The 25,997-nt window shown below is 58.1% G+C and carries 21 protein-coding genes; 12 read left to right on the forward strand and 9 right to left on the reverse strand.

Features of this window, described 5'->3' with window-relative positions; translation table 11 throughout:
• Nucleotides 1-143: 143 nt before the first annotated feature.
• From dctM to AACX99_RS10390, 5 genes are all read right to left on the reverse strand, one after another.
• Complete coding sequence (gene dctM, locus AACX99_RS10370) at nucleotides 144-1,427, reverse strand: C4-dicarboxylate TRAP transporter large permease protein DctM (protein ID WP_339411594.1); 1,284 nt, start codon at nucleotides 1,425-1,427, stop codon at nucleotides 144-146.
• A complete protein-coding gene (locus AACX99_RS10375) occupies nucleotides 1,424-2,056 on the reverse strand; it encodes a TRAP transporter small permease (RefSeq protein WP_339411596.1) in 633 nt (210 codons plus the stop codon). Before AACX99_RS10375 ends, dctM begins: the two co-directional genes overlap by 4 nt.
• Nucleotides 2,057-2,183: 127 nt before the next feature.
• Nucleotides 2,184-3,173, reverse strand: coding sequence for a C4-dicarboxylate TRAP substrate-binding protein DctP (gene dctP, locus AACX99_RS10380; RefSeq protein ID WP_339411598.1), 990 nt, complete (start codon nucleotides 3,171-3,173; stop codon nucleotides 2,184-2,186).
• A 294-nt stretch (nucleotides 3,174-3,467) separates the two neighbouring features.
• Complete coding sequence (locus AACX99_RS10385; RefSeq protein WP_339411600.1) at nucleotides 3,468-4,862, reverse strand: sigma-54-dependent transcriptional regulator; 1,395 nt, start codon at nucleotides 4,860-4,862, stop codon at nucleotides 3,468-3,470.
• On the reverse strand, nucleotides 4,859-6,673 hold the full coding sequence (locus AACX99_RS10390; RefSeq protein WP_339411601.1) for a sensor histidine kinase: 1,815 nt from the start codon (nucleotides 6,671-6,673) through the stop codon (nucleotides 4,859-4,861). The genes AACX99_RS10385 and AACX99_RS10390 overlap by 4 nt, the downstream gene beginning before the upstream one ends.
• A 167-nt stretch (nucleotides 6,674-6,840) precedes the next feature.
• Between AACX99_RS10390 and AACX99_RS10395 the strand changes: the two genes are divergently transcribed.
• On the forward strand, nucleotides 6,841-8,466 hold the full coding sequence (locus AACX99_RS10395) for a methyl-accepting chemotaxis protein (RefSeq protein ID WP_339411602.1): 1,626 nt from the start codon (nucleotides 6,841-6,843) through the stop codon (nucleotides 8,464-8,466).
• Here the strand turns inward: AACX99_RS10395 and rfbD are convergent.
• From rfbD to rfbB, 4 genes are read right to left on the reverse strand one after another with little or no spacing between them, the layout of a single operon-like run.
• A complete protein-coding gene (gene rfbD, locus AACX99_RS10400) occupies nucleotides 8,463-9,341 on the reverse strand; it encodes a dTDP-4-dehydrorhamnose reductase (protein ID WP_339411603.1) in 879 nt (292 codons plus the stop codon). The genes AACX99_RS10395 and rfbD overlap by 4 nt on opposite strands.
• Complete coding sequence (rfbC, locus tag AACX99_RS10405; protein ID WP_339411604.1) at nucleotides 9,338-9,883, reverse strand: dTDP-4-dehydrorhamnose 3,5-epimerase; 546 nt, start codon at nucleotides 9,881-9,883, stop codon at nucleotides 9,338-9,340. The genes rfbD and rfbC overlap by 4 nt, the downstream gene beginning before the upstream one ends.
• A gap of 2 nt (nucleotides 9,884-9,885) precedes the next feature.
• Nucleotides 9,886-10,752, reverse strand: a complete 867-nt coding sequence (gene rfbA / locus AACX99_RS10410) for a glucose-1-phosphate thymidylyltransferase RfbA (protein ID WP_339411606.1) — start codon at nucleotides 10,750-10,752, stop codon at nucleotides 9,886-9,888.
• Nucleotides 10,749-11,816: a dTDP-glucose 4,6-dehydratase gene (gene rfbB / locus AACX99_RS10415; RefSeq protein WP_339411608.1), complete on the reverse strand. Its 1,068-nt coding sequence runs from the start codon at nucleotides 11,814-11,816 to the stop codon at nucleotides 10,749-10,751. Before rfbB ends, rfbA begins: the two co-directional genes overlap by 4 nt.
• A 426-nt stretch (nucleotides 11,817-12,242) precedes the next feature.
• On the opposite strand from rfbB, the gene AACX99_RS10420 reads away from it, so the two are divergent.
• From AACX99_RS10420 to AACX99_RS10470, 11 genes are all read left to right on the forward strand, one after another.
• Entirely contained in the window at nucleotides 12,243-13,679 is a 1,437-nt protein-coding gene (locus AACX99_RS10420) for an undecaprenyl-phosphate glucose phosphotransferase (protein WP_339411610.1), read from the forward strand.
• A gap of 12 nt (nucleotides 13,680-13,691) precedes the next feature.
• Entirely contained in the window at nucleotides 13,692-15,143 is a 1,452-nt protein-coding gene (locus tag AACX99_RS10425; RefSeq protein WP_339411612.1) for a mannose-1-phosphate guanylyltransferase/mannose-6-phosphate isomerase, read from the forward strand.
• Nucleotides 15,143-16,054: a glycosyltransferase family 2 protein gene (locus tag AACX99_RS10430; RefSeq protein WP_339411614.1), complete on the forward strand. Its 912-nt coding sequence runs from the start codon at nucleotides 15,143-15,145 to the stop codon at nucleotides 16,052-16,054. The genes AACX99_RS10425 and AACX99_RS10430 overlap by 1 nt, the downstream gene beginning before the upstream one ends.
• A gap of 12 nt (nucleotides 16,055-16,066) precedes the next feature.
• Nucleotides 16,067-16,849, forward strand: a complete 783-nt coding sequence (locus AACX99_RS10435) for a polysaccharide biosynthesis/export family protein (RefSeq protein WP_445261859.1) — start codon at nucleotides 16,067-16,069, stop codon at nucleotides 16,847-16,849.
• Between the two features lie 135 nt (nucleotides 16,850-16,984).
• A complete protein-coding gene (locus AACX99_RS10440) occupies nucleotides 16,985-18,976 on the forward strand; it encodes an exopolysaccharide transport family protein (protein WP_339411616.1) in 1,992 nt (663 codons plus the stop codon).
• The gene (locus AACX99_RS10445) at nucleotides 18,976-20,154 is read left to right on the forward strand and encodes a glycosyltransferase (RefSeq protein ID WP_339411618.1); all 1,179 of its coding nucleotides are present in this window, start codon (nucleotides 18,976-18,978) and stop codon (nucleotides 20,152-20,154) included. Before AACX99_RS10440 ends, AACX99_RS10445 begins: the two co-directional genes overlap by 1 nt.
• Nucleotides 20,151-21,482, forward strand: a complete 1,332-nt coding sequence (locus AACX99_RS10450) for a beta-xylosidase (protein ID WP_339411620.1) — start codon at nucleotides 20,151-20,153, stop codon at nucleotides 21,480-21,482. Before AACX99_RS10445 ends, AACX99_RS10450 begins: the two co-directional genes overlap by 4 nt.
• A gap of 5 nt (nucleotides 21,483-21,487) precedes the next feature.
• Nucleotides 21,488-22,693 (forward strand): glycosyltransferase family 4 protein, encoded by a 1,206-nt coding sequence (locus tag AACX99_RS10455; RefSeq protein ID WP_339411622.1) that lies wholly within the window; start codon nucleotides 21,488-21,490, stop codon nucleotides 22,691-22,693.
• Nucleotides 22,684-23,787 (forward strand): glycosyltransferase family 4 protein, encoded by a 1,104-nt coding sequence (locus tag AACX99_RS10460; protein WP_339411624.1) that lies wholly within the window; start codon nucleotides 22,684-22,686, stop codon nucleotides 23,785-23,787. Before AACX99_RS10455 ends, AACX99_RS10460 begins: the two co-directional genes overlap by 10 nt.
• Nucleotides 23,787-25,184 (forward strand): O-antigen ligase family protein, encoded by a 1,398-nt coding sequence (locus AACX99_RS10465; protein WP_339411625.1) that lies wholly within the window; start codon nucleotides 23,787-23,789, stop codon nucleotides 25,182-25,184. The genes AACX99_RS10460 and AACX99_RS10465 overlap by 1 nt, the downstream gene beginning before the upstream one ends.
• Nucleotides 25,181-25,990 (forward strand): acyltransferase, encoded by an 810-nt coding sequence (locus tag AACX99_RS10470; RefSeq protein WP_339411626.1) that lies wholly within the window; start codon nucleotides 25,181-25,183, stop codon nucleotides 25,988-25,990. Before AACX99_RS10465 ends, AACX99_RS10470 begins: the two co-directional genes overlap by 4 nt.
• The last annotated feature ends 7 nt before the right edge of the window (nucleotides 25,991-25,997 follow it).

Consider the following 25,997-nt stretch of genomic DNA (forward strand, 5'->3'; position numbering starts at 1 on the left):
GCGTTTCGAGTGGTTTGATACCTGGCAATGGCGGTACGCAGCTAACCTGCGCGGCCGATCCACCCTACAAACGCTACAGGCAAAAAAAGCCCGGCACCAAGGCCGGGCTGAAGGTGTGTAGGGAAGTACACACGGAGTTGCTGTCAGGTCATACCCAGCCAGTTCGGCAATGCCATGGAGACGGCAGGCACGTAGGTGATGATCATCAAGAAGCTGAGCAGCAGCATCAGCCACGGCCAGGCGGCTTTGATCACCGATGTCAGTGGCATGCCGGTCACCGCTGAGGTGACGAACAGGTTGAGCCCCACGGGTGGTGTGATCAGGCCGATTTCCATGTTCACCACCATGATGATGCCCAAGTGGATCGGATCGATGCCCAGCTGTACGGCAATCGGAAAGAGGATTGGCGCGAGGATCAGGATGATCGCCGACGGCTCCATAAAGGCGCCCGCCACCAGCAACACGATGTTCACCACCAGCAAGAACTGCCACGGCTGCAAGCCCATCTCGATCACCCAGGCGGTGATGGTCTGCGGGATCTGCTCGGTGGTCAGCACGTGGGCGAAGAGCATGGCGTTGGCGATGATGAACATCAGCATGATGGTCAGCTTGCCAGACTCCAGCAGCACCTTGGGGCACTCGCGGATGGTCATGTCCTTGTACACGAACAGCGCCACGAAGCCGGCGTAGACCGCCGCCACAGCGGCCGCTTCGGTCGGCGTGAACATACCCGAGTAGATGCCGCCGAGGATGATCACCATCAACAGCAGGCCCCAGATCGCCTTGCGTGCAGTGCTCAGCAGCTGACGCAGGCTGGCGCGTGGCATGGCCGGCAGGTTCATCTTCCGCGCGACGATATAGATCGCCACCATCAATGCCACGCCCAGCAGCAGGCCTGGTACGACACCGGCCATAAACAGCTTGCCCACCGATTGCTCGGTCGCGGCGGCATACACCACCATGACGATCGACGGTGGAATCAGGATGCCCAGGGTGCCGGCATTACACACGATGCCGGCGCCGAACGCCTGCGGATAACCGGAGCGCACCATGCCCGCGATGGCAATCGAGCCCACCGCAGCCACAGTCGCGGGGGATGAGCCAGACAGCGCGGCGAACAGCATGCAGGCCATCACCGCCGAGATCGCCAGGCCGCCACGGATATGGCCGACGCAGGCGTTGGCGAAATCGATCAGGCGCTGGGCCACGCCGCCGGTGGTCATAAATGCACCGGACAGCAGGAAGAACGGAATCGCCAGCAGGGTGTAATGCTCGGAGGTTTCAAACAGCTTGATCGCCAGCGAACGCACCGAGTCCGGGCTGAACAGCATGATAGTCACCGAGCCGGCCAGACCCAGGGACGCGGCAATCGGCACGCCGATAAACATCAGCAGAAACAGCAGCAGGAAGAGGAACAGAATGGTCATTGCTTGTGCTCCTCATGCTCGGTCAACTTCATCGCTTCGGCCGCTTCATCGGCCAGGCCGAGACCGGTCTGCTGGTTACGCAGGATGCGCACGAAAATTTCAAAGAAACGGATAAAAACCATGGCATAGCCGAATGGCACGATCAGGGTGATATGCCATTGCATGATGCCGTAGTGACCGAGGTCTTCAGCACCGATGCCCGCGGTGAACAGGGTTTTCACCCAGTCGAAGCTGGCCACAGTGATCAGCCCGGCGTAGCCCAGGCAGGCCAGGCAGGCGATCAGGCCGATAACCCGCTGTACGGGTTTGCTGGCCAGTTTTACCAGCGCATCGACGCCGATATGCCCGGCGGTGCGCACACCGTAGGCCAGGCCGAAGAAAATCAACCAGGCGAATAACGCCTTGGTCAGGGCAATGCTCCAGGTCATCGACTGGGCCATGCCGAGAATGCTGTCGCCAATGGCGAAGAAAAACTCACTGCTGCCTTCCCAGCGATCTGCCAGGTTATAGAACAGTGTGTAGAGGTTATTGAGGATCACGTAGACGAAGGTCACCAGCGTCATGGCGGCCAGCAGGAACGCGATAAAGCCTTCCTCGAAGTGGTCCCAGACGCGCCGCAAGGCGTTCATCGATAGAGTCTCCAGTGGTTAAGGGCGGCGTACCCAGGCAGCCGTGAGGAGGTTGCCTGGGTATTCGGCCAATCGCGCAGCAGCAAGGCTGCGCTGTGGTTTGGCGCAGGCCTCAGCCTGCTCCGCCTTACTGGTTGGCTGCGTCGGCAGCCTTGATCAGGTCAGCACCGATTTCAGCTTCGAACTTGCCCCACACCGGCTTCATGGCATCGCGCCATGCATTACGCTGCTCAGGGGTCAGGGTAATGATTTCGGTGGTTTTCGCGTCGAGGATGCGCTGCTTGTCGCCATCGTTCAGCGCGCCAGCCTGCTTGTTCACTTCAGCGGTCACTTCCACAATGATCTTGTCCAGCTCGCTGCGTACGTCATCCGGCAGGCTGTTCCAGAACTTGGTGTTGGTGATCAGCATGTAGTCCAGCACACCGTGGTTGGATTCGGTGATGAACTTCTGCACTTCATGCATCTTCTGGCTGTAGATGTTCGAGTAGGGGTTCTCGGCACCGTTTACCACGCCAGTCTGCAGGCCCTGGTAAACCTCGGCGAAGCTCATTTTGCGCGGGTTGGCTTTAACGGCCTTGAACTGCTCTTCCAGTACGGCAGAAGCCTGTACGCGGAACTTCAGGCCCCGGGCATCTTTCGGCTCACGCAGCGCCTTGTTGGCGGACAGCTGCTTGAGGCCGTTGTGCCAGTAGCCCAGGCCGGTGATGTTTTTCTCTTCCATGGATTTCAGCAGTGCCTGACCTTCCGGGCTCTGCTGGAAGCGGTCGACGGCTGCCATGTCCTGGAACAGGAACGGCAGGTCGAATACCTGGATCTGCTTGGTGTACTGCTCGAATTTGGCCAGCGATGGGGCGATCAGCTGCACGTCACCGAGCAACAGCGCTTCCATTTCCTTGCCGTCACCGAACAGCGAGGAGTTCGGGTAAACCTCGACCTTGACCTTGTCGCCCAGACGCTCTTCGGCGAGCTTCTTGAACAGCGCGGCACCCTGGCCTTTAGGGGTGTGGTCGGCGACCACGTGGGAGAACTTGATCACGATCGGGTCGGCAGCTTGGGCCATACCGGCGATGCTCAGCGACAGGGCGCATGCGAGCGCCTTGGCAGTCAGTTTGAACATGGAGTCTTTCCTCTTGTTTTTGTATAGCGTGATGCGCCGCAGCGCTACAAGTCGGGCGAACAGGCTCAAGTCTAGGCGGCCTGTCAGAAAATGACGGGCGTTGGCCGCGATTGCCTAGAGCTGTGCGTCTGTGAGTCGCCTACAAGAGGCTAGAGCAACCGTCATGCCAGGCGCTGAAGTGGCCACTGCGAACGTTGTGAAATGCAGCAGCGACAAGGCCTGGCGGGTTGTTGCAGAAGATTTCGCGCGGCGCTGGGCAGGCCGGCTACGTGGCTTTTGGCGGAAATCCGCCGGCTAGTCGAGGTTGTCTGGCGAGCTTCCGCCAGCGTCGGCGAAGCTCAGACCGTGTTTGCGCAGTTTGTCGTGCAGGGTTTTGCGTGGCACGCCCAGGGCTTCGGCCAGGCTGCGCAATGAGCTGTGCGAGCGGCTCAGTTCGGCACTGATCAGGCTGCGCTCGAAGGCTTCAACCTGGGCATTCAAGCCGCCACTGTTAGCGTCTTCATCGGGCATGGGCGCTGCGGTCTGGGTTTGCAGGTCGAGGTCCAGTTCAAGGCCTAGGGCGAAGCGTTCCGCGGCGTTCTGCAGTTCACGCACATTGCCCGGCCAGGGGTGGCGCAGCAGCGCCGCGCGTTGGCCTGGTTGCAAGCTGCGTTCGGCCAGGCCATGGCGACTGCTGGCGGCTTCGGCAAAGTGCTGGAACAGCAGCAGGGCATCTTCGCCGCGCTCACGCAGGGCCGGGATGCGCAGCGGTGCAACGTTCAGGCGGTAATACAGGTCGGCGCGGAAGCGGCCCTGATCGGCGGCTTGGCGCAGGTCTTCCTTGGTCGCTGCGATCACCCGGATATCCAGGGGAATCAACTGGTTGCCGCCGAGGCGTTCGACCACCCGCTCCTGTAGCAGGCGCAGTAGCTTGACCTGAACTTCCAGGCTCATGCTTTCGATTTCGTCGAGAAACAGCGTGCCGCCATTGGCGAATTCGAATTTGCCGATGCGGCGCTTTTGCGCGCCGGTAAAGGCACCTTGTTCATGGCCGAACAGCTCGCTTTCCACCACCGACTCGGCCAGGGCGCCGGCGTTGATTGCCACAAACGGCCCGGCGCGGCGGCTGGACAGGTCGTGCAGCGCGCGCGCCACCACTTCCTTGCCGGCACCGGTTTCACCGAGGATCAGCACGTCGCTGTTGATCCCGGCCAGGGCGCCGATCTGTTCGCGCAGGCGCAGCATGGCTGGCGACTGGCCGACCAAACGTGCTGACAGGGTATGGCGATCCGCCAGGGCCATGCGCAGGCTGCGGTTATCCAGCACCAGGCGGCGCAGAGACAGCGCGCGGCGTACGCTGTCCAGCAGGTCGTCGCTGGCAAAAGGTTTTTCGAGAAAGTCATAGGCGCCGGCGCGCATGGCCTGCACGGCCAGGGGTACATCGCCGTGGCCGGTAATCAGCAACACTGGCAGTTCCGGGTCCTGTTCCTGCAGTTGTTGCAGCAGTTGCAGGCCATCGATGCCGGGCATGCGGATGTCACTGACCACCACCCCCGGCCAGTCGCGCTCGATGCGCGCGGCAACGCCATGGGCATCGGCCAGGCTGCTGACCTTGAGCCCGGCCAGGTCGAGGGTCTGGCTCAGTGCCTGGCGCAGGTGCGGGTCGTCGTCGATCAGCAGCACCTGGGTGCGGGAGTCGATCATGCTCATACAACAAAGTCCTCTGGCGACTGGGTTTTGATGCCTTGATCCGCGGCGCGCAGGCGCAGGGTCAGCAGGGCACCGCCGTCGGGGTGGTTGGCCAACAGCAGTTCGCCGTCCAGGGTGCGTATCAGGGTATCGCAAATGGCCAGGCCTAGGCCTAGGCCCTGAGCGCTGGTTTTGGTGGTGAAGAAGGGCTCGCGGGCGCGTTGCAGTGCCTCCTGGCTAAAGCCAGGGCCATTGTCACGCAGGTGTAGATCGACGCCTGCGGCGGTGAGTTCGGCACTTAACCAAAGCCGGCGTGGCTGCGGCACTTCGCTCAAGGCATCGAGGGCGTTGGCCAGCAGGTTGCCGAGTACCTGGCGCAAGCGGGTTTCCCCGGCTTGTACCCACAGGGTGGCGTTCGGCAGGTCGCGGATCAGCTCGACCTGCATGGCCTGGCGGCGCTTGGCCAGCAGGGCCAGGGCATCGTCGATGGCTGGCTGCAGGGCCACGCTTTCCGGGGCGTGACGGTCGCGTCGCGCGAAGGCGCGCAGGTGCGCGATGATCGACGCCATGCGCTCGGTGAGCTGACTGATCAGCTTGAGGTTGGCGCGGGCATCGTCGCCGCGCTGGTGATCGAGCAGCACGCCAGCGTTGTCGGCGTAGCTGCGTATGGCGGCCAGCGGCTGGTTGAGTTCATGGCTGATGCTCGCGCTCATGGTGCCCAGGGCCGAGAGTTTGCTGGCCTGCACCAGTTCATCCTGGGCCTGGACCAGCTCCTGCTGGGCCTGTTCGCGCTCCAGCACTTCCTGCTTCAGCCGGCTATTGAGGCGCTCCAGATCGAGGGTGCGCTCCAGCACGCGCTGCTCCAACTGCTGGCGGGCCTGGCTGTCGAGGGCGATACGTTCCAGGTAGTGACGGCGGCGCTGCATCAGCAGGCCGAGCAACAGGATCAGCGCCAGCAAGGTGCTGCCGCCGACTGCCAGGGTGGTACGCACCGGCTGGTCGAGCTGTGAGCGTGGCGTGAGGATGCTCACCGTCCAGCCAATTTCATCGAGCTTTTGCCCCTGGCGTAACCAGGCGTCGGCGTTGAGCTGCAGCGGTGGTGGCGACTGGATGCGATAGGGCTGGGTGTCGGCAATGGCTGCCCGCTCGGCATTGTCCAGTTCACGGGTGGCGTGAAAGCGCCACTCGGCGTTTGAGGTGAGAATCACCACGCCGTAGTTATCGGTAACCAGCAACTGTTCGGGGCGCTTGCCCCACAGGGTTTCGGTGTGGTCGAGGTCGACCTTGACCACCATGGCGCCGAGAATCTGCTCGCCGTCGCGAATCGCCGCCGCGAAGAAGTAGCCGCGTTTACCCGAGGTGGTGCCCAGCCCGAAGAAATGCCCGGGGCGGCCCTGCATGGCTTCGCGAAAGTAGGGGCGGTAGGAAAAGTTGCGACCTACAAAAGAGTCTTCCTGCGCCCAGTTCGAGGCTGCCAGGGTGGTGCCGTCTGCGGCCATCAGATAGATGACATCGGCCCCGGTTTGCTGGCGAATCTGGCTGAGCAGGTGGTTGGCCGCTGTGCGTTGTGCCGCTTGATCAGGGGTTTGCAGAGCGCTACGCACGTCGGGTAAGTCCGCAAGAATGGGCGGCAGGACTTCGTAGCGGCGCAAGGTGCCCAGCAGGTTGGCCACATAGAGATCGAGGGTCTGCCGGTTCTGTTCGGTCAGCACGCCGCGGTAATAGCGCTCTGTCAGGTGTTGCAGTGGCCACAGCAGCGGCACCAGCAGTAGCACAAGGACTGCCAGGCTTCTCCAGCGTGGGCGACGAGGGTGGGATGACGGGGTGGGCATGCGCTTACTCGGGCAGGGTTATCAGTTCAGAGTGGCGGTTATGCAATAAGTGGGCAAGCTCGTCGATATGAGTCAATACTCAGATTGTTCGGCGTCTCCCTGGAGTAGTGATGCCGCCCCGGTTGCGCCCTGCATGGACGGCTGCGCTTTTGTCCCTGGAGAACTCCATGTTGGCTCAATTGACTGTAAGAGCGAGGCTGCTGCTGTTAGCGGTGGTGCCGCTGCTGGTGCTGATTGTGGTGATCGGTATGGCGTTGTCCAACGCCAGCAAGCTCAATGACAGCTTTGATGAATTGTTTACTGACCGCATGCGGCCGATCAGCCAGCTCAAGGTGGTGTCCGATGCCTACGCGGTGGCGATGGTCGATGCGCTGCATAAATACCGTGCCGGGGTATTCGATGAGTCCGCGTTGCGCAAGGCGTTCAGCGATGCCCGTAGCCGCGGTGACAAGGCCTGGGCCGAGTACATCGCCACCCGTCTGACCACAGACGAAAGCAACCGGGTCGAGCGTACTAAGCCGCATCTGCTGCGGGTGCAGCAATTGGCTGATCAGTACCTGGGGCAGCTAGGCAGTGGCCAGTTATTGGCAGCCGAGGCAGGCCCATTTAATCGCACCCTGTATGACACCTTCGATCCGCTGGGGGGTGAGCTGGAAGGCTTGATCAGCTTGCAACTGAGTGAGGGCGAGCGGCTTAACGTCCAGACGACGGCGCAGTACCAGTCGATCCGCAACACATTCGTGCTGATTGGCGCGGTGGCGCTGGTACTGGTGCTGGTGGCCGCGTTAATGATCAGCCTGTCGATCATTCGTCCGCTGGCAGGGCTGCGCAGCCTGATCAGTGAAGTGCAGGAGTCTTCCAATTTGACCCTGCGTGCCGACGCCAGCGGCCGCGATGAGGTGTCCGATACCGCACGGGCCTTCAATACCATGCTTGAGCACCAGCAGGCGTTGATACGCCATCTGACCGACACGGCCACCCAACTGGCGGCGGCATCCGAGGAAATGAGCGCAATCAGTGCTCAGGTCAGCCAGGCTGCCACCGCCCAGGGTGATCAGACCAGCATGGTTGCCACCGCCGTGCACCAGATGAGCGTGGCGGTGCAGGAAGTGGCGCGCAATGCGCAGTCCACCGCCAGTAATGCGGCGGACGCAAACAAGGAGGCGCGTCAGGGCAGCGAGCTGGTGCAGTCCAACCTCAAAGCGATCCAGGGCCTGTCGACGTCGGTGGAAAAGGCCGGCGAGGTCATTGATACCCTGCACAGCCAGAGTGATGAGATCAGTAAGGTGCTCGGGGTTATTCAAAGTATTGCCGAGCAAACCAACTTGTTGGCGCTGAACGCCGCCATCGAGGCAGCGCGCGCTGGGGAAGCGGGTCGCGGCTTTGCAGTGGTGGCCGATGAGGTGCGCAGCCTGGCCAGCAATACACAGAAAGCCACCGAGTCGATTCGCAGCATGATCGATGCTCTGCAGGGCGGTGCACGTAGCGCGGTCAGCGCCATGCAACTATCGCGCGAGCAGGCGCAAAACAGCGTCAGCCATGCCCGTGAAGCGGGTGAGGTGCTTAATCATATTGCCCATGCCATTGAGGGTATCGCCGATGGCAATGTGCAGATATCCGCTGCCACCGAGGAGCAAACGGCGGTAGCCAATGAGATCAGCCAGAACATTAGCAGCCTCAACGACAGCATTGGCGAGGTGGTTAACGGCGCCGAACAGAGCTCGATTGCCAGTCGCGACCTGGCACAACTGGCCACTGGATTGCAGCAGCAGATTCAGCGTTTCAGGGCTTAGTTGTGTAGTGACTGAGTCGCTAGGCAGTCGGATAGTGCCTGCTGCCAAGTCGGCAGCTGAACTTGCCAGTCTTGCTGCAGGCGGTTGCAGTTCAGGCGTGAGTTAAGCGGGCGCTGCGCTGGCGTTGGGTAGTCGCTGCTAGGAATGGGTTGCAGCGTCGCGACGCTTTTGCCCTGGCTGCGCAAGTACGCGGCAATCGCGCTGGCGAAACCGCACCAGCTGGTTTCACCCTGTGCGGTCAGGTGATATACGCCCCACGGGCCGGCTTGTCCGCTGCGCCACTGCTCAATTAGCTGCGCTGTGGTCTGTGCAATAGTGCCGGCCCAGGTCGGCGCGCCGATCTGGTCGTCCACCACGGACAGGCTTTCGCGCTCCTGCAGCAGACGTTGCATGGTCAGCAGAAAGTTTTTGCCGTGCTGCGAATAGACCCAGCTGGTCCGCAGAATCAGGTGCATGCCGCCCACCGCCTGAATCGCCTGCTCGCCTGCCAGTTTGCTGCGACCGTAAATACTCAGTGGGTTTGTGCTATCGCTTTCGCGGTACGGCTCGGTGTAGCTGCCATCGAATACATAGTCGGTGGAGTAATGGATCAGCGCAGCGCCCAGGTCGGCGGCGGCTTCGGCGAGGGTGCCGGGCGCTGTGGCGTTGATCGCGAAGGCCAGCTCGGGTTCGCTCTCGGCTTGATCGACTGCAGTGTGCGCGGCGGCGTTGATGATCAGCTCGGGGCGCAGACGCTGCACGTGTTGGCGAATCAGTTCGGGCTGGGCCAGATCCAGCTGATCGCGGCCCAATACCGTCAATTCACCTGTGCCGTGCAGAGCTCGCTGCAGTTCCTGGCTGACCTGGCCGTACTGGCCGAGCAGGAGAATCCTCATGGAAAAACCTGCGCATCGACGAAGCTGAGGCCGGCCTGATCCTTGGCGGATAGCTGTGGCGCGCCGTCCAACGGCCAATCGATGCCCAGTGTAGGGTCATCCCAGCGGATGCAGCGCTCATGTTCGGGGGCGTAGTAGTCAGTGGTTTTGTAGAGAAATTCGGCGAACTCGCTAAGCACCACAAAGCCATGGGCGAAGCCTTCCGGCACCCACAGCTGGCGGTTGTTCTCGGCGGACAGCTGCACGCCGACCCAGCGGCCAAAGGTGGGCGAGCTGCGGCGTAGATCCACGGCCACGTCATACACTGCACCAGCGGTGACCCGCACCAATTTGCCCTGCGCCTGCTGCACCTGGTAATGCAGACCGCGCAACACGCCGCGTTGCGAGCGTGAATGGTTGTCCTGAACGAACTCACGCTGCAGACCGGTGGCCTCGGCGAAGTTGCGGGCATTGAAACTCTCGAAGAAAAAACCGCGCTGATCGCCGAACACTTTGGGTTCGAGGATGATCACGCCGGGTAGCTCGGTGCTAATTGCCTGCATGCTTACTCCTCGGCCAATTTGAACAGGTACTGGCCGTAGCCGGTTTTGTCGAAAGCCTTGGCTTGTACCAGCAACTGCTGGCGATCAATCCAGCCCTGCTGGTAGGCGATTTCTTCCAGGCAGGCGACTTTCAGGCCCTGGCGGTGTTCGATGGTCTGCACGTATTGCGAGGCGTCCAGTAGGCTGTCATGGGTGCCGGTGTCGAGCCAGGCAAAGCCACGACCGAAACGCTCTACACGCAGGTCGCCGCGTTGCAGGTAAGCGTTGTTGACGTCGGTGATTTCCAGCTCACCGCGCGCCGAAGGTTTAACTGCCTTGGCGATCTCGACCACGTCGTTGTCGTAGAAATACAGCCCGGTTACCGCGTAGCTGGATTTCGGTACGGCGGGCTTCTCTTCGATGGAGATGGCCTTGCCCTGGGCGTCGAATTCGACCACGCCAAAGCGTTGCGGGTCATTGACCCAATAACCGAAGACGGTAGCGCCCGCAGGTTTGGCTGCGGCGCGCAGGAGTTTCTCGGTGAAGTGCTGGCCATGGAAGATATTGTCGCCGAGGATCAGGCACACCGAATCCGTGCCAATAAAGTCTTCGCCCAGAATAAAGGCCTGGGCCAGGCCGTCGGGTGAGGGTTGTTCGATGTATTCGAAACGCAGACCAAACTGGCTGCCATCGCCGAGCATCTTGCGAAAGTTCGGTAAGTCCTGCGGGGTGGAGATGATCAGAATCTCGCGTACACCCGCAAGCATCAGCACCGAGATCGGGTAGTAGATCATCGGCTTGTCATAGATCGGCAGCAACTGCTTGGATACGCCCAGGGTAATCGGGTGCAGGCGGCTACCGGAGCCGCCTGCGAGAATGATGCCTTTCATTGTGCTGCTCCTTGGGGCGCGCCGAGGCGTTCGCGTTGGTAGCTGCCATCCTGCACGCGGCGGCACCAGTCGAGGTTGTCCAGGTACCAGAGCACGGTCTTGCGCAAGCCGCTGGCGAAGGTTTCCTCGGGTTTCCAGCCCAGCTCGCGTTCGATCTTGCTGGCATCGATGGCATAGCGCAGGTCATGGCCGGGGCGGTCGCTGACGAAGCTGATCTGCTCTTTATATGAGCCGCTTTGGCGTGGAGCCAACTCATCCAATAGCGCGCAGATGCTTTCCACCACATGCAGGTTCTTCTGCTCGTTGTGTCCGCCGATATTGTAGGTTTCACCGACCTTGCCCTCCGTCACCACCTTCAACAGCGCGCGGGCATGGTCCTCAACGTACAGCCAGTCTCGCACCTGCTGGCCGTTGCCGTAGACCGGTAGCGGCTTGCCATCCAGGGCATTGAGGATAACCAGCGGAATCAGCTTTTCCGGGAAGTGGTAAGGGCCGTAATTGTTTGAACAATTGGTCAGCAGGACCGGCAGGCCATAGGTACGTTGCCAGGCGCGGACTAGATGATCGGACGCGGCCTTGCTCGCCGAGTAGGGTGAGCTGGGTGCGTAGGGCGTGGATTCGGTGAACAGATCGTCTACGCCGTGCAGATCGCCATACACCTCGTCGGTAGAAATATGGTGAAAGCGAAACGCTGCCTTGCGTGCGGGATCAAGCTGCGACCAGTAGCTGCGCGTGGCTTCGAGCAACGCATAGGTGCCAACGATGTTGGTCTGGATAAACGCCGCTGGGCCGTCGATGGAGCGATCAACATGCGACTCAGCTGCAAGGTGCATGATCGCGTCCGGCTGAAACTGGGCCAGTACCTGGCTGACTGTCGCGCAATCGCCAATATCCGCCTGTACAAAGCTATAGCTGGGACGGTCCGCAACACTGGCCAGTGACTCGAGATTGCCGGCATAGGTCAGCTTATCGAGGTTGAGTACTTGGTGTTCGGTGTTACTCAGCAGATGACGAACTAGCGCCGAACCGATAAAGCCGGCACCGCCGGTGATAAGGATGTGCATATTAATGGCCTAACTCGAGGTAGTTCCGGCGAGGCACGCCAGTTGCATGGGTTGTGTCGTCGTTGCTGTTCAATGGTATAGGAAAATTAGCGATAAACCATCATGACCAACTACCACGAGGCACTATGCAGATGGCGAGGGTTGCTCTTGTGGTGGGCCGTGGGTAGTTGTTTTTCAGCGCACTCTTATTGCTCATTTCTCTTATTACGCTCTGCTCTGGCGCGTGATCTTTTTAGGGAGAGGCATAAAAAATATGACGTCAAATTAATGACATTAATTTATGGCCAATAGCCATGTTTTGGGTTGAAGTGACATCTGAATCATGTTTAAGTCCGCACCATTTCTCGGGAGGTGTTGTGCCGTTAATTTGACGTTCTGTGTTTGGTTTTAGCCGTTTTGGCTTGGCTGGGGAAGTGGGGAGGGGGTGTGCGTCAGCATCAGGTAGATAGTCTGCTTTTAGCGCGACCAGGGTTTATTGAGTACCTTCTGGCGGCAATTCGTATTGTGCATGGGGCTACCGCAAGTTTTCCTGGCTTTATCTTGTTATGGCTGCTGACTGATAGTTCTGCCGATTTAAATCATGGTTATGTAGGTTTTTTACTGTTCTTTGGAATGTTAAGCGTTTTAATGTTTCAGGCGCTTGGTGTTTATTCGGAAGAGATATTTAGTAATCTTTTGCGTTTTCGTGTGATGTTTTTTGCGTGGACCGCTGCATTTTGTTTGCTGTTGTTTATGCATCAGGCTCTTGAGCTATTTCGCTATATATCCTTGCCGGTTCTCGTTTTCTGGTTTGCTTTTAGCCTTGCTGCTTTTGGTGTTGAACGTTTGCTGCTGTTGGCGGTTTTTCGTTACCTGATAAAGCGTGGACATTTTTTGCAAACTGCGGTGATTGTGGGCGGTACGGAAAACGGTGTTCGGCTTGCCGAATATCTGTTGCGAGGACAAGACATTCGTTCGGGTTTACTTGGCTTTATTGATGATCGGATGGGGCGAATGCCCGAAACCCTGGCAGGTTTGCCGGTCATTGGTAATAGCAGTCAGTTAGAGAAGATGATCCGTGAAGAGCGAGTGACGCAGGTGCTGGTCGCTTTGCCATGGTCTGCAGAGAACCGTATTGGGCAGATTGTGCGCGACCTGCGCCGTTTGCCGGTGAATGTGTTGTTGGTGCCAGACATGGTTGCATTCCGGCATGCGCACAATCGAATCACCACTATCGGTGGTCTGCCGATGTTCAACGTATCGCAAATACCGTTGTCGGGCTGGTCGCCGTTGATTAAACGCCTAGAGGATTTATTGCTGGCTGGGTTGGCTGTAACTGCATTGTTACCAGTGATGCTACTGCTTGCAGTGATCATCAAGTTCGATTCGCCCGGCCCTGTGCTGTTTCGGCAGAAGCGTTATGGTTATAACAATCGGTTGATAGAAGTATTCAAATTTCGCTCAATGTTTTATCACCAGAGCGACGCTAATGCCGAGCGGCAGACAACACGTAATGATGACCGGGTGACGCGGGTCGGCCGCTTTATTCGCAAGACAAGCCTGGATGAGCTGCCACAGCTGTTCAATGTGTTGCTGGGCAGCATGTCGATGGTGGGGCCGCGGCCACATGCCACGGCAACGAAGGCTGCCGGTGTGCTGTTTGAAGAGGCCGTTGAGCAATACAGCGCTCGCCACCGTGTAAAACCCGGTATTACTGGTTGGGCGCAGGTCAACGGCTACCGGGGTGAGACTGATACCCTGGAAAAAATTGAGAAGCGTGTGGAATACGACTTGGAGTACATCGAGAGTTGGTCGGTGTGGTTCGACCTGTACATTTTATGCAGGACTCTGCCCGCGCTAATTCTAACCAAGGAGGCTTACTAGATGGAGCAGTCGATGAGCCAGTTGATTCCCTGCATTATTGCCGGCGGCGCAGGCACAAGGCTGTGGCCGGTATCCCGTGAGGCTATGCCCAAGCCCTTTATGCGGCTTCCGGATGGTCAGAGTCTGTTGCAGAAAACCTTTGCCCGGGTTGGCCAATTGCCTGGTGTTGAGCGCGTACTTACGGTGACGAATCGTGAGGTACTGTTCCGTACATTGGATGACTATCGCACGGTCAATCAGCAGGATCTGCCCTTGGAGTTCCTGCTTGAACCTTTTGGCCGTAATACCGCGCCTGCCATTGCCGTGGCTGCATTGCATGTCCAGCAGCAGTATGGCGATCAGGCGCACTTGCTGATACTTCCGGCGGATCATCTGATTCGTAATGAGCAGGCTTTTGCTCAGGCTGTGGCCAGCGCCCGCGAGCTGGCCGCGCAAGGCTACTTGGTAACCTTTGGCATTCAGCCGGAGCATCCAGAAACAGGTTTTGGCTATATCGAGCAAGGGCAACCGCTTGCGGCCGGTGCTTATGCCGTTTCTCGATTTGTTGAAAAGCCGGACTTGGCGACTGCCGAGACCTACATAAAAAGTGGCCAGTATCTGTGGAACGCCGGCATGTTCTGTCTGCAGGTTGATACCGTACTGGCGCAATTGCAGCTGTTCGCTCCCGATGTGCTGGCAGCTGCACAAAACTGCTTGGCAAGAAGCCCCGAACTCTCAGGCAATAAGCTGTGTCAGCGTGAGCTGGACAGCGAAACCTTTGTTCTGGCACCTGACATCTCCATCGACTACGCCTTGATGGAGCGCTCTGATCGTGTGGCGGTTGTTCCCTGCAGCCTGGGCTGGAGTGATATTGGCTCCTGGCAAGCGTTGCGTGAACTCAGTCCGCGCGACAGCGAAGGTAACCAGATTCTTGGCGAGGTAGTCTTGCATGATGTACACAACTGCTACATCGACTCGCCCCGGCGCCTCGTCGGCATGGTTGGGCTGGATAACCTGATTGTGGTTGATACACCGGATGCGCTGTTGATTGCGAATGCTGAGCGCAGTCAGGAGGTCAAGTTTATTGCCCAGGAGCTCAAGCGCCGGGGTCATGACGCTTATCGTCTGCACCGTACTGTGACCCGTCCATGGGGAACTTACAGTGTTCTTGAAGAAGGGCCGCGCTTTAAGATCAAGCGCATTATGGTTCGCCCTGGTGAGTCGCTGTCGTTGCAGATGCACCATCACCGTAGCGAACACTGGATTGTGGTCAGTGGCATGGCCCGCGTTGTGAATGGTGAGGGCGACTTCCTGCTCAACACCAATGAATCGACCTTTATCCCGGCCGGCCACACTCATCGCCTGGCCAACCCAGGGGTTATTGATTTGGTGATGATCGAAGTGCAAAGCGGCGAGTATCTGGGGGAAGACGATATTGTGCGCTTTAGTGATGTTTACGGGCGGGCCCCTGAGGTCAAGTCCTGATGCGTACTGCGCTGATCATCCCGACGCGCAATGCTAGTAGTTACCTGGACCGACTGTTGCCGGCCCTTGTAAGCCAGACACTGCAGCCCGATGAATTTCTGGTCATTGACAGTGATTCTCGTGATGACACAGTGGCGCGCCTCCGAGCCGCGGGTGCGCGGGTGGAAGTGATTGATGCGTCCACCTTCAACCATGGTGGTACACGTCGGATGGCCAGTCAGATGGTCGACGCCGATATCCTGATTTTCCTTACCCAGGATGCTATTCCGGATAACCCAGAAAGCTTCGCCAATATTTGTGCTGAGCTGCTTGCCGAGTCCGATGTCGGCATAGCCTACGGGCGCCAGTTACCGCACCCTAATGCCGGGTTGCTGGCTGCCCAGGCGCGTCGTTTCAACTACCCACCGCTGAGTCGCACCAAACGCATGGCGGATGCTGCCCAGTTGGGCATCAAGACCTGCTTCAGTTCGGACTCATTCTCGGCATATCGGCGTACGACTTTGGACGCTATAGGCGGCTTTCCCGAAAATGTTATCGGCAGCGAGGATGCATATGTTGCAGGTAAGCAACTGCTTGCGGGATATGCCGTGCGCTATGCGGCATCGGCTTGCGTACAGCACTCGCATGACTACCGCTTGCTGGAAGAATTCCGTCGTTACTTTGATATTGGCGTCTTCTATGGCCGCGAACGCTGGATTGCTCAATCCTTCGGTAGCGCGGGGGGGGAGGGACGGCGCTTTGTACAGGCAGAAGTCTCGGCTTTGCGCGAAGCCGGTGCGATGCATCGGGTGCCGGAAGTGCTGCTACGCAGCGCATTGAAATTGCTGGGTTACCGCCTCGGTCATTTGGAACGCTATCTGCCACGTGGGTTGAAGCGGCGGATCAGCATGTTTGCTACGTACTGGAGCTGAATCATGATTGTTATGCCATGCAGGTTTCGCTTATTGGCCCTTATGGCTGTGCTCTTGATGGGGCAGCTGTTGGTTGCCTGTACGCCTGCTCGTGTTCATATGCCCAGCAGTGATGCGCTCAAACTGCGGCACCAGGAAATCTATAAGCTGTCAGACCTGCCGCCGCCCCAGGTGCGTATCCAGAGTGGCGATACCCTGCGTATCGTTCGTGATGCGCAGGAGCCGGCAGAAAGTGATGATGTCACTTTGTTTCTCGTGCGTCCGGACGGTTACTTTTCGATGCCTTTTATCGGCTTGATCAAGGCTGATGGCCGTACGCCAGAGAGCGTTGCCGAGGAAGTGACTGAAAAGCTCGGCAAGATATATCGGCAGCCAGCCGCCACGGTAAACATTGCAATAGCCCCAAGCAATAGAGTGTTTGTTGGTGGCGCGGTGCCTAACCCGGCGTTATTTGATTTGGTTGGCCATGCCACTGTTGAACAGGCGCTGCTAGGTTCTGGCGGCGTGTTGCCATCGGCGGACAGCGACAATATTGCACTGCTGCGTGCTGGCGATGACGGCAAGTACAAAACCTATTTCTTCAGCCTAGCGACCCTGCTGCAGGAAGAGAATCGACCCATGGTCGCACTGCAGCGAGGCGACATAATTTTTGTTCCGCAATCGGGTATCGGCAGTGCCGTTGAAGCGGTTGATATGTATGTCACGCGCTTGATACCGATCAATAAGTCGATCGGCTTGGGGTTCAACTACGACCTCAATGCAGTGGATGAAATCGAATGTTCAAACTGCCCATAGGTGCCCCGCAGTCTTGTTCAGCTACGGTCTCAATTTCGTGGATCAAATCGCCCTTGATCAGCGAGCCCATGATCCGCTATTTCGAATTTAGAGCCTTACCCGCAGGCTACCAGCCCTCACGGAGCGAGAATCCGCATGATTGAAATCCGTTCTCTGCGCGATCTTTTGCGCCTTTTCTTCATCTTTCGCCGAGAGTTTCAGTGGGCTGTCATTGTTACGGTTGTGGTTGCGCTGCTCGGCGCATTTCTTTTACCGACCAAATATGAGTCCAATGCCCGCTTGCTGGTAAAGCCGGGTCGTGACAACACCACGTTGCCAATTGAGGCGAGCAACCGTCAGGCATTGATCGCCCCTAGTACTCAGCGCGACCCCATCGTTGATGAGGAGAAAATGCTGACTGGCAGGCCAATCGTGCGCATGGTCGCCGAGCGTTACTTCGAAGAAATGGCCAATGTTCAGCCACAGGGGTTCTGGAAAACCCTAAAGGCCTACATAAGCCAAGGCATCAGTGCTGTGATGGACGGCATCCGCAGCATTCTGCAAGTGCTGGGGATTGTTGAAGAGCAAACGGCAGTAGACCGCCTGGCGAAGAAACTGGAAAAAAGCTTTAGCGTCGGCCATGAGCCCGGGTCGGCGGTAATCGAAATCAGCTTCACCTGGGGTGATCCGCTGATTGCCCAGAAAGTGGTCGATTTTTGGGTTGAGGCCTTTCTCGAAGAGCGCACCCGGGCTCTGGGTCGCAAGAGCCTGTACACCTTCTACGAAGGTGAGAAACAGAAGGTTGCTGAGCAAATCACTCTGCTCAAGGAACAACTGCAAGGCCGTCTGGTGAATATCGATTCGATCAATGTGACTGAGCGTCTGGAAAGCCTGACCACTCAGATCAATCGGTTGAATGACGCCCGGATTGAGACGCGCACTGAGCTTGCGGGTATCCGGAGTTTTCTAACACTGGCCCGTGAGCAGCTGAAGCGCCAAGTGCCGGAGGTTGTGACTGATCGTGAAATCAGTCTTAACCCGACCCAGTTGGACCTCAAGCGCCAGCTCAATGCCTTGAATCTGGAACGTGCTCGGTTGCTACGTACTTTCCTGGCGGATGCTCCGCCGGTGGTGCAGCTTGAGCAGAACATCCGTGATATCGAGGCCTTGGTCGCGCGTGAGAGCGAGCGCCTAGAGCGTTCACAGAACCGTGCGCCAAACAGCTTAGTGACCAGTCTGAATCAGCAGATCCTGGATGCTGAACTGCGTGAGCGCCAGCTTAACGGTGAGTTGCAAGACCACGACCGGCAGCTTGGGCAGTTACGTGAAGTGCGCCGGCAAGTGCTGGCAAGCGAGCCGCAGCTGACGCGTATGGCCCTGGAGTTGCAGGCTGCAGAAAAAAGCTATGCGCTTTATACCGAGAACCTTGAGAACGCGCGCATTGATCGTGAGCTGGACCGTAGTCAGATCAGCAACATCGCGCTGATCGAGCAGGCAACCTTCAATCCCAGCAGAGTGTTTCCCAAGAGTCTGCTGATCTTGTTTCTTGCCATCCCGGCTGGGATTGCTGTGGGATTGTTGACGCTGTATCTCTGCTATCTGCTGGATCAGCGGATTCATGATGGGGCGCGTATCGAAGAGGCTTTTGGCGTCCCGTTGTGGAGCAGTATGCAGGACTTAGGCACGCCTGCAGGGCCGCCAAACAGTGGCTTTATCGCCAGCATCTACAGGCTGTATGGGCAGTTACCGCTTGAGCAGGTTAAAGAGCAGGGCTTGGTCTTAGCATTGACTTCGGCCCGTCGGGGCGAGGGCGTCAGCTTTATTCTCGGTCACTTGCAAGCGCTGCTGGTTGAGCGTGGGCACCAGGTTCGTCACGATGTCGATCAGCCCGTTCAGCCCGGTGAAATTGTGCTACTTGATGCATCGGCGCTGCTCTCCAACCAGCAAGCCTTTATCAATCTGCGTCAAGCTGACCAAATCGTCTTGGTGGTTGAGGCGCAGCAAAGCACCATCCCTATGGTGCAGAGTGCGTTGGCAACACTGACTACTGCATTCAAACGGGTTGATGGCATCATCCTCAACCGTCGCCGCTTCGAGGTACCTGACCGCGTGTTGCAGGTAGTAGGCCGCTGGCGAGGTATGAGCTGATGCGCATCGCCTTGCTCGCGCCGTTACCGCCTGAGCAGACCGGCATTGCTGATTATGCCGCGCATTTTCAGGCGGCCCTGCAGGCCGAGGGGGTCGAGGTGCTGACCCCGCTTCGTGGCTGCGGCATGGATAAAGTGCGTTTAGATGAATGCATCAAGGCATTCGATTGGGCCCAGGTTGACTTGGTTCATGGCGAGCTCGGTGGCGGGCGCCTTGGTGAGTTCTATGCCTTGCGCCAATTGCGCGATAAGCACCCAGCCCTACCGTTGAGCGCTACGGTACATGATCCGGAGCGGCTGGTCTGGCGGCGTGGCGCATTGCCCTGGCCGCTTTCGCTGCTGGAAAAGTTGCCGCGGCCTTTTCCCCAATTGGCCGCTTTGTTGGCTGACCCCCTAACGTTGCGTGAAGAGCGGCGCTTGGCACAAAGCATGACGCGCCTGGTGACGCTAACGGAGTCCGGTGGTCGTGCTTTGGTGCGCCGTATGGGGCTGGATGTTGCGCAGCATGCAGTGATTGCCCATGGCAACCTGAGTATTGCGCATAAGCCCCTCCCGCCTTTGCAGCCAATCAGGTTGCTGTATTTCGGCTTTATCTATCGTGGCAAGGGCATTGAAGACTTGCTTGATGCCTTGGCTCAGACCCTGCTAAGGCAGCCGCAGCTGCGCGGCGCGATACGTTTGACGCTGGCGGGCGGTACCGTACCAGATATGGCTTTTGGGCCTGCCGGCAATTACCTCGACGAATTGCGACGCCGCGCGCGTGAATTGCATCTGGATGATTGCCTCGATTGGCAGCTGGACCTGCCGGCAAGTGAAATTGCCGATACGATTCAGGCGCACCATGTAATGGTGCTGCCTTACCGTGAGTCGAAGAAGCTGGGTCTACTCGGCGAGATGCGTGGTACCAGTGGCGCTCTATCCTGGGCGAACGCCTGCGGTCGTGGTGCGATCACGTCCAATGCCCGTGCATTCTCTGAAGAAGTGGCGAGCGGCAATGGTGCGACTTACCAGCAGGGCGATACAGCGGCGTTGTCCGTGTGTATTGAACAACTGGCACTGAATCCTCAATTGGCAGAGCAATGGGCGGCGCGAGCCAGCGTCATCGGTCAGGCGCGGAGCTGGCCGGTTACGGCTAGGCGTTTTCAGCAGCTCTTTGCATCGGCGTGTGGAGGCACATGAATATGCTGTGTAAAGCACTTGGTGCGTTGCCTGTGCTGGGCTTAAGCCTGTTTCTCGGCGCTTTTAGCGTGGGTTGCTCGGCTGAGGCTGACCCTGCCTTGTTGAAGGCGCCACGCGAGGTGGTGTGGAAGGACTTCCTTGGCGTCAATGCGCATTTTTTATGGTTCAGCCCAGAGCAGTACAAGGTACAGATGAGCCGGTTGCAGGCGCTTGGCCTGCACTGGGTGCGCGTCGATTTACACTGGGACCGCCACGAACCGTCCAAGGAACGCTATCGTCTGGGTGAATTGGATACGCTGGTCGAGGATATGCGTAAGCAGAAACTCAAGTCGGTCCTCTATCTGGTTGGTTCGGCACCCCATATCACCACGGCTCCATCGGGCTCACCAGTGCCTGATCAGTATCCGCCACGTGATCCGAATGTATTCGCTCATCGCATGGTCATGTTGGCCAAGCGCTATCCCAGCGTGGATGCCTGGCAGATCTGGAATGAGCCTAATTTGCCTGCGTTCTGGCGTCCCCATGAGGATGCGGAAGGCTATGCTCGGCTGCTGTATCCGTCGGTGAAAGCCTTGCAAAAATCTGTACCGGGCAAACCGGTTGTCATGGCCGGCATGGCCTATTACAGCCAAATGCCGGTCAAGGGCGGGCTGATGCTGGAAAAACTGGGTCAGTTCGGCGTGCAGAAGCTGGGTGCCATTGCGGCATATCACCCGTACTCGCAGCAACCCGAAAGCGATGAGCCCGGTGACAACGATTTTATCTTGCGCAGTCAGCAGCTCAATCAGATGCTGCGCGGTGCTGGATTGCCAGGTATTTGGGCCACTGAATGGGGCTGGTCAAGTTATGCCGGGCCCAAAGAGCACCAGGACATAATCGGTGATGAAGGACAGGCCGATTATGTATTGCGGCGCTTGGCACTGATGAGTGCGCTGGATTTTGACAAGGTATTCCTGTTCGCCCTGTCTGATCTGGATAGCCGGGCCGGCGTCCGTGATCAGCACTACGGCTTGCTTGATCTGCAAGGCAAACCAAAGCCGGTTTACCAGGCGTTGCAGCGCTTCTTGCAGGTTACCGGGCCACGCCTGAAACCGGCTGATGCTCCCCAGCTAAGCAAGATCCCCAAGGGGCTTTATGGCGTTGCCTGGCAACGTGCGGATGGCAAAAATATCTGGCTGTTCTGGGCGAGCAAGGATACCTCCCTGCACTTGCCGCAAGTGGCCGGTGCCGAGCTGCATGATCCGCTTAGTGGTACGCGCCAGATGTTGAAAGATGCAGACGGAATTCGCCCCCAAGCAATCAAACACCTACAAATGTTGGTCTGGTAGTGGGCATGCGCATTCTTTGGGTTTTACCTTATTTGCCCTGGCCCACGACAAGTGGCGGTAAAACGCGGCAATACCACCTGCTGCGTAGCCTGGCCGCACGGGGTCATCGCATAACGTTGCTGGTGCAATCGAAAAGCTCTCTGGATACCCCGATCCAGACTGCTCTTGAGCCGTTTCTGGAACGTTTGATCGTATTACCGAGGCGCTCGTTGAGACACCCTGTAACGCTACTCAGCGCGCTGTTTGGGCCGTGGCCCTTGCTGACGGTTGTGAACGGGTTGTCTGCGCCCCTGCAGGCGCGTTTCAGCCAATTGCTGGAAGAAACCTGGGATGTGATCCAGATCGAGCACAGTTACAGCTTTCAGCCGTTTGACCGATTGTTGCGCGGGCAGAGCTTTGTGTTGACCGAGCATAATTTGGAATCGAGTTTGGGCGCGGCTACATACGATCGTTTTCCGGGTTGGCTGACGTTTTTTGTGCGCTTTGATCAATGGCGCGCAAGACGTTGGGAGAACCAGGTATTTGACCATGCCAGCCGTGTAATCGCGGTAACCGAGGATGATGCAGTGGCGATGCGGCAGCTGACCCAGACGCCAGTAGATGTCGTGGTCAATGGGGTAGATACGCGCGAGTTTGCTGCGGTCCAGAGGGATGCTGCCAGCCAGCGAATTCTATTTGTCGGTAACTACGAATACGCGCCTAACAAGGATGCCGTGCAGTGGGCACTGGATGAAATTCTGCCGCTGCTTTGGCGGCGCTGTCCTCAGGCTCGTTTTGCCATCGCCGGATATGCCTTGCCGCAAGATTGGGCCGAGCTTTGGCCGGATTCTCGTATTGAATGGGTTGGCTTTGTTCCGCAATTGACCGAATTACAGGCGCGTAGTGCGGTGTTTTTCGCACCACTACGTCATGGTGGGGGCTCCAAGCTCAAGGTGCTGGAGGCCCTGGCGGCGGGCCTGCCGTTAGTCAGTACCGCTCAAGGTGTGTCCGGGTTGCCGCTGGTGGATAAGCAAGAGTACTGCGCAGGCGAAACACCAGAGGAGTTGGCTGCGGCGTTGGCGCAGCTACTTGAAGATCCGCACTATGCCCGGCAATTGGCCGTTAAGGGGCGCGACTACGTGCGGGATCACCACGACTGGCAAATCGCTGCGGCACAGTTGGAGCATGTTTATCAGCAGTTGCCGGTTAAGGACTCCAGTGCATGCGTGTAGGTCTTGATTACCGCCCCGCCACAGTCGCGCCGCAATCCGGGATTGGCCGGCAGGTGCGCGCTCTTGAGCAAGCATTACTGTCGCGTGAGCAGACTGAGCTGGTGCGGTTTACCGAAGCGCCATTGCAGCATGCGCAACGGCAAACCGCCTGCTGCCCTCCTTGGAGCGGGCTTTTGGATGGCTTGCAGCGCCCGCATGTGCGCATGCGTTTCGAGGCTCGCTTTCTGCCCAGAGCTCTGCGTGAGCAGCGGATTGATTTGTATATCGCCACCGCCAACATGGGCCTGCCCATAGGCCGCAAGCCAGCGGGAACGCGCTATGTTGTGCTGCTGCATGATCTGTTTCAGCTGACGGAGCGCAATTTTCACCGCTCCCGATTCAAGGCTCTGGCGTATCGGCTGATTGATGGGGTGTCTATCGCCTGGTCGGTATGGATTGCCGATTATGTCTGGTGCCCATCACAGTTCTCCGCCAAAGAAGCCGCGCGGTTGTTTCCGTTCGCCGCGCACAAGCTGCGGGTGTTGCCCAACCTGGTTGAGGCTTTTGCGGGTACTCCGGCGCGCTGCCCAGATAGCTTGCCGCGACGCTTCTGGCTAGCCGTGGGTACCCGTGAGCCGCGCAAGAATATGCCGCGCTTTGTAGATTGCTGGCGTCAGGCCCGCGAGCAGTCGGATCAGGTGCCGGATTTGGTGCTGATTGGCCATGCGGATGATTTACCCGCACCGCTTCGACAGTTACCAGGTCTGCATTGGCTTAGCGGTATCGGTGATGCCGAACTGCATGGTTTGTATGCGACAACAGAGTGCCTGTGGCAGCCGTCTTTTGCCGAGGGCTTTGGTCTGCCGGTGGTGGAGGCCTTGAGCCTGGGAACGCCTGTGGCGTTAGCCTGTGGCTCAGCTCTGGATGAAGTCGCCCCCTTGAGCAGTCCGCGCTTCACCGCAGACCAGCCGGATGAATTACTGGCCTGCATGCTGCGCCTCGCTCATCAACCCGAGCTGCGTAATCAGTTGGAGCTGCAGCAATGGGCTGCGCGCTTTGATTTCACTGCCTACCGCACACGGCTTGAACAACTGCTGCAAGAGTTGGCGCGCTAATGGCTATCGGGCTTCCCATCGCAGTCCTGCTTGGGCTCCTTTTCGGTGCTCTGCTGTGGGTGCTGCCAATCGTCAAATTGCTGATTCTGTTGGTTGGCGTAGCGCTGACTCTGACGTTGCTGCGCAAGCCGCTATGGGGGTTGCTGATCTTTGCTGTGTTGGCTACTAGCCTGCCGTACACCACGGTGCAATTGGGTATTCGCACAACTATCAGTGAGGCCGTGTTGGCACTGACCTGGCTGGCAGTGTTTTGGCAGGCATTTCTCGGTCATACGCGTGGATTATTTAAGTGGCATCCTACTGAACGCAGCTTGGCCTGGCTGATGTTGTTCAGCGCGGTGCCATTTGTGATCGGCATGCTGACCATCGCTGCCGAAGGCAATGGCCCAGTCAACTGGGTGCGTTGGTTGATGAACCTATCTGTTTTGTTCCTAGTTCCATTATTGCTACGCACAGACCGTGATCGTGACCAACTTATCGTGGCGTTGCTGCTTGGCAACTTGGCCATGCTCTGTCTTTCGATTTTTATCTTTCTGAAAGACCGCAATGCGATGACCATGATTCCGATTCTGACCGACCTCAAATATGCACATCCTGAGGCGGTGAAGGACATTTTCTCCGCTAACTATCAGCGTATGGCATCGCCCTGGGTTCATCCGAATCTGACTGGCGGTATTCTCGCGCTGTTTATTCCCCTGGCCTTTCTCTATGGCATGACTCGCAATGGCTGGCGCCGAGCACTAGGGCTTTCGGTGGCAATTCTCGGTTGCGCCGGGTTGCTCCTGAGTATCTCGCGCGGGGCTATCGTCGCCTTGGTCTTGGTATTGTTCTGGTTGAGTTATAAGCGGGTGCCTTACAGCGTGCGCATCATCGGGTTGGGCGCAGCCTTTGGCGTGGCTCTGGTGATGTTCTATCCGCCGCTGCAAGAACGCCTCATGAGCATGTTCTCGGCCAGTAATGCCAGTACCGAGATCCGTTTCGAGGAATACGCCATGTTCCCCGAGGCCATGGCGCGCTACCCGTTCGGCATCGGCTTCAAGATTGACCCTCCGGTGCCAGGTAGCGGCTTGCCGGGCATTTCCAATCTCTGGTTGAACTTTATCTACAAGATCGGCATTCCGGGCATGCTGCTATTTATTGCGGTAACCGTGCTTTGGTGGCGCGAGGTCCGTCCGAAGGGGGCAATTCGCAGCATCAACCCGCAGAACGCCATTTGGCTGGGTAGCTTGGCAGGCGTGATGGCGGCTTTGCTGACAGGCATTTTTGACCATTACTACAGTTTTACCTTTGTCATCATTGCCCTGTTTTGGCTGCTGGTGGGCCTTAGCCTGCAGCAGGTCAGGCTTTATCCACAACAAACGCGGGATTGCAGCACCGCCAAGGATGTCTCGCCATGAAGCATCGCATTTTCCACTCCAACGATTTGCGTTCGCGGCTCTGTGATTACGCTAAGCGCCTGACATGTAACGAAGAGGAGCTAGCCGAAGCCTACGACTATATGTTGGCTAACGACATCCTCTTCGAGGAGGGCGCACGTAGCAGTATCTGCTCGGTCAATATTGAGCCTCTGGTCGAGCATCTGTTGGCTCGGCGCTTCTACGCGATGTTGCGTGACGAGATCCCAACTAATTTGGTTCCGCTTTACGGCAAAAACTGGGTAACCCTCAAGGATCGCTGGCTGCGGGCATGGGAGCAGGCTTACAACATCCTGATCAACAAAATCCCCAGTCACCATGTGCGTATCTGGTGGTTGCGTGCCGGTGGCGCGAAGATCGGTAAGGGCTCCTCTATCTGGCGTAATACGGAGGTGCTGGGTGTGGAAAACTTAGTGCTGGGTGATGACAGTGTTATCGCCTGGCATTGTCAGGTGGATGCGCGCGCTGGGCTGATTATTGGTGATCATGTAGCTATTGCCTCCCATGTACTGATCATCGCTGGCAGCCATGATTTGGCCGCGCCAGAGTTCTGGTCGATTTCTGCGCCCATTTACATCGACGATTACGCCTGGATTGCTAGTCGAGCGTTAATTGGTCATGGCGCGCGTATTGGCCGTGGTGCGGTGGTGACGGCCAATACGCTGGTCGCCAAAGAGATTGCGCCATACAAGATTGTCGGCGGCAGCGGTGCCAAACCAATGGGGGAGCGGCCGCAGAACCTCAATTACAAGGTCGGCGGCAAAGGCCTGTTCACGTTGTTCCACTGACGGTCCG

The sequence above is a fragment of the Pseudomonas sp. EA_35y_Pfl2_R5 genome (genome assembly GCF_963970805.1).
Classification (GTDB): domain Bacteria; phylum Pseudomonadota; class Gammaproteobacteria; order Pseudomonadales; family Pseudomonadaceae; genus Aquipseudomonas.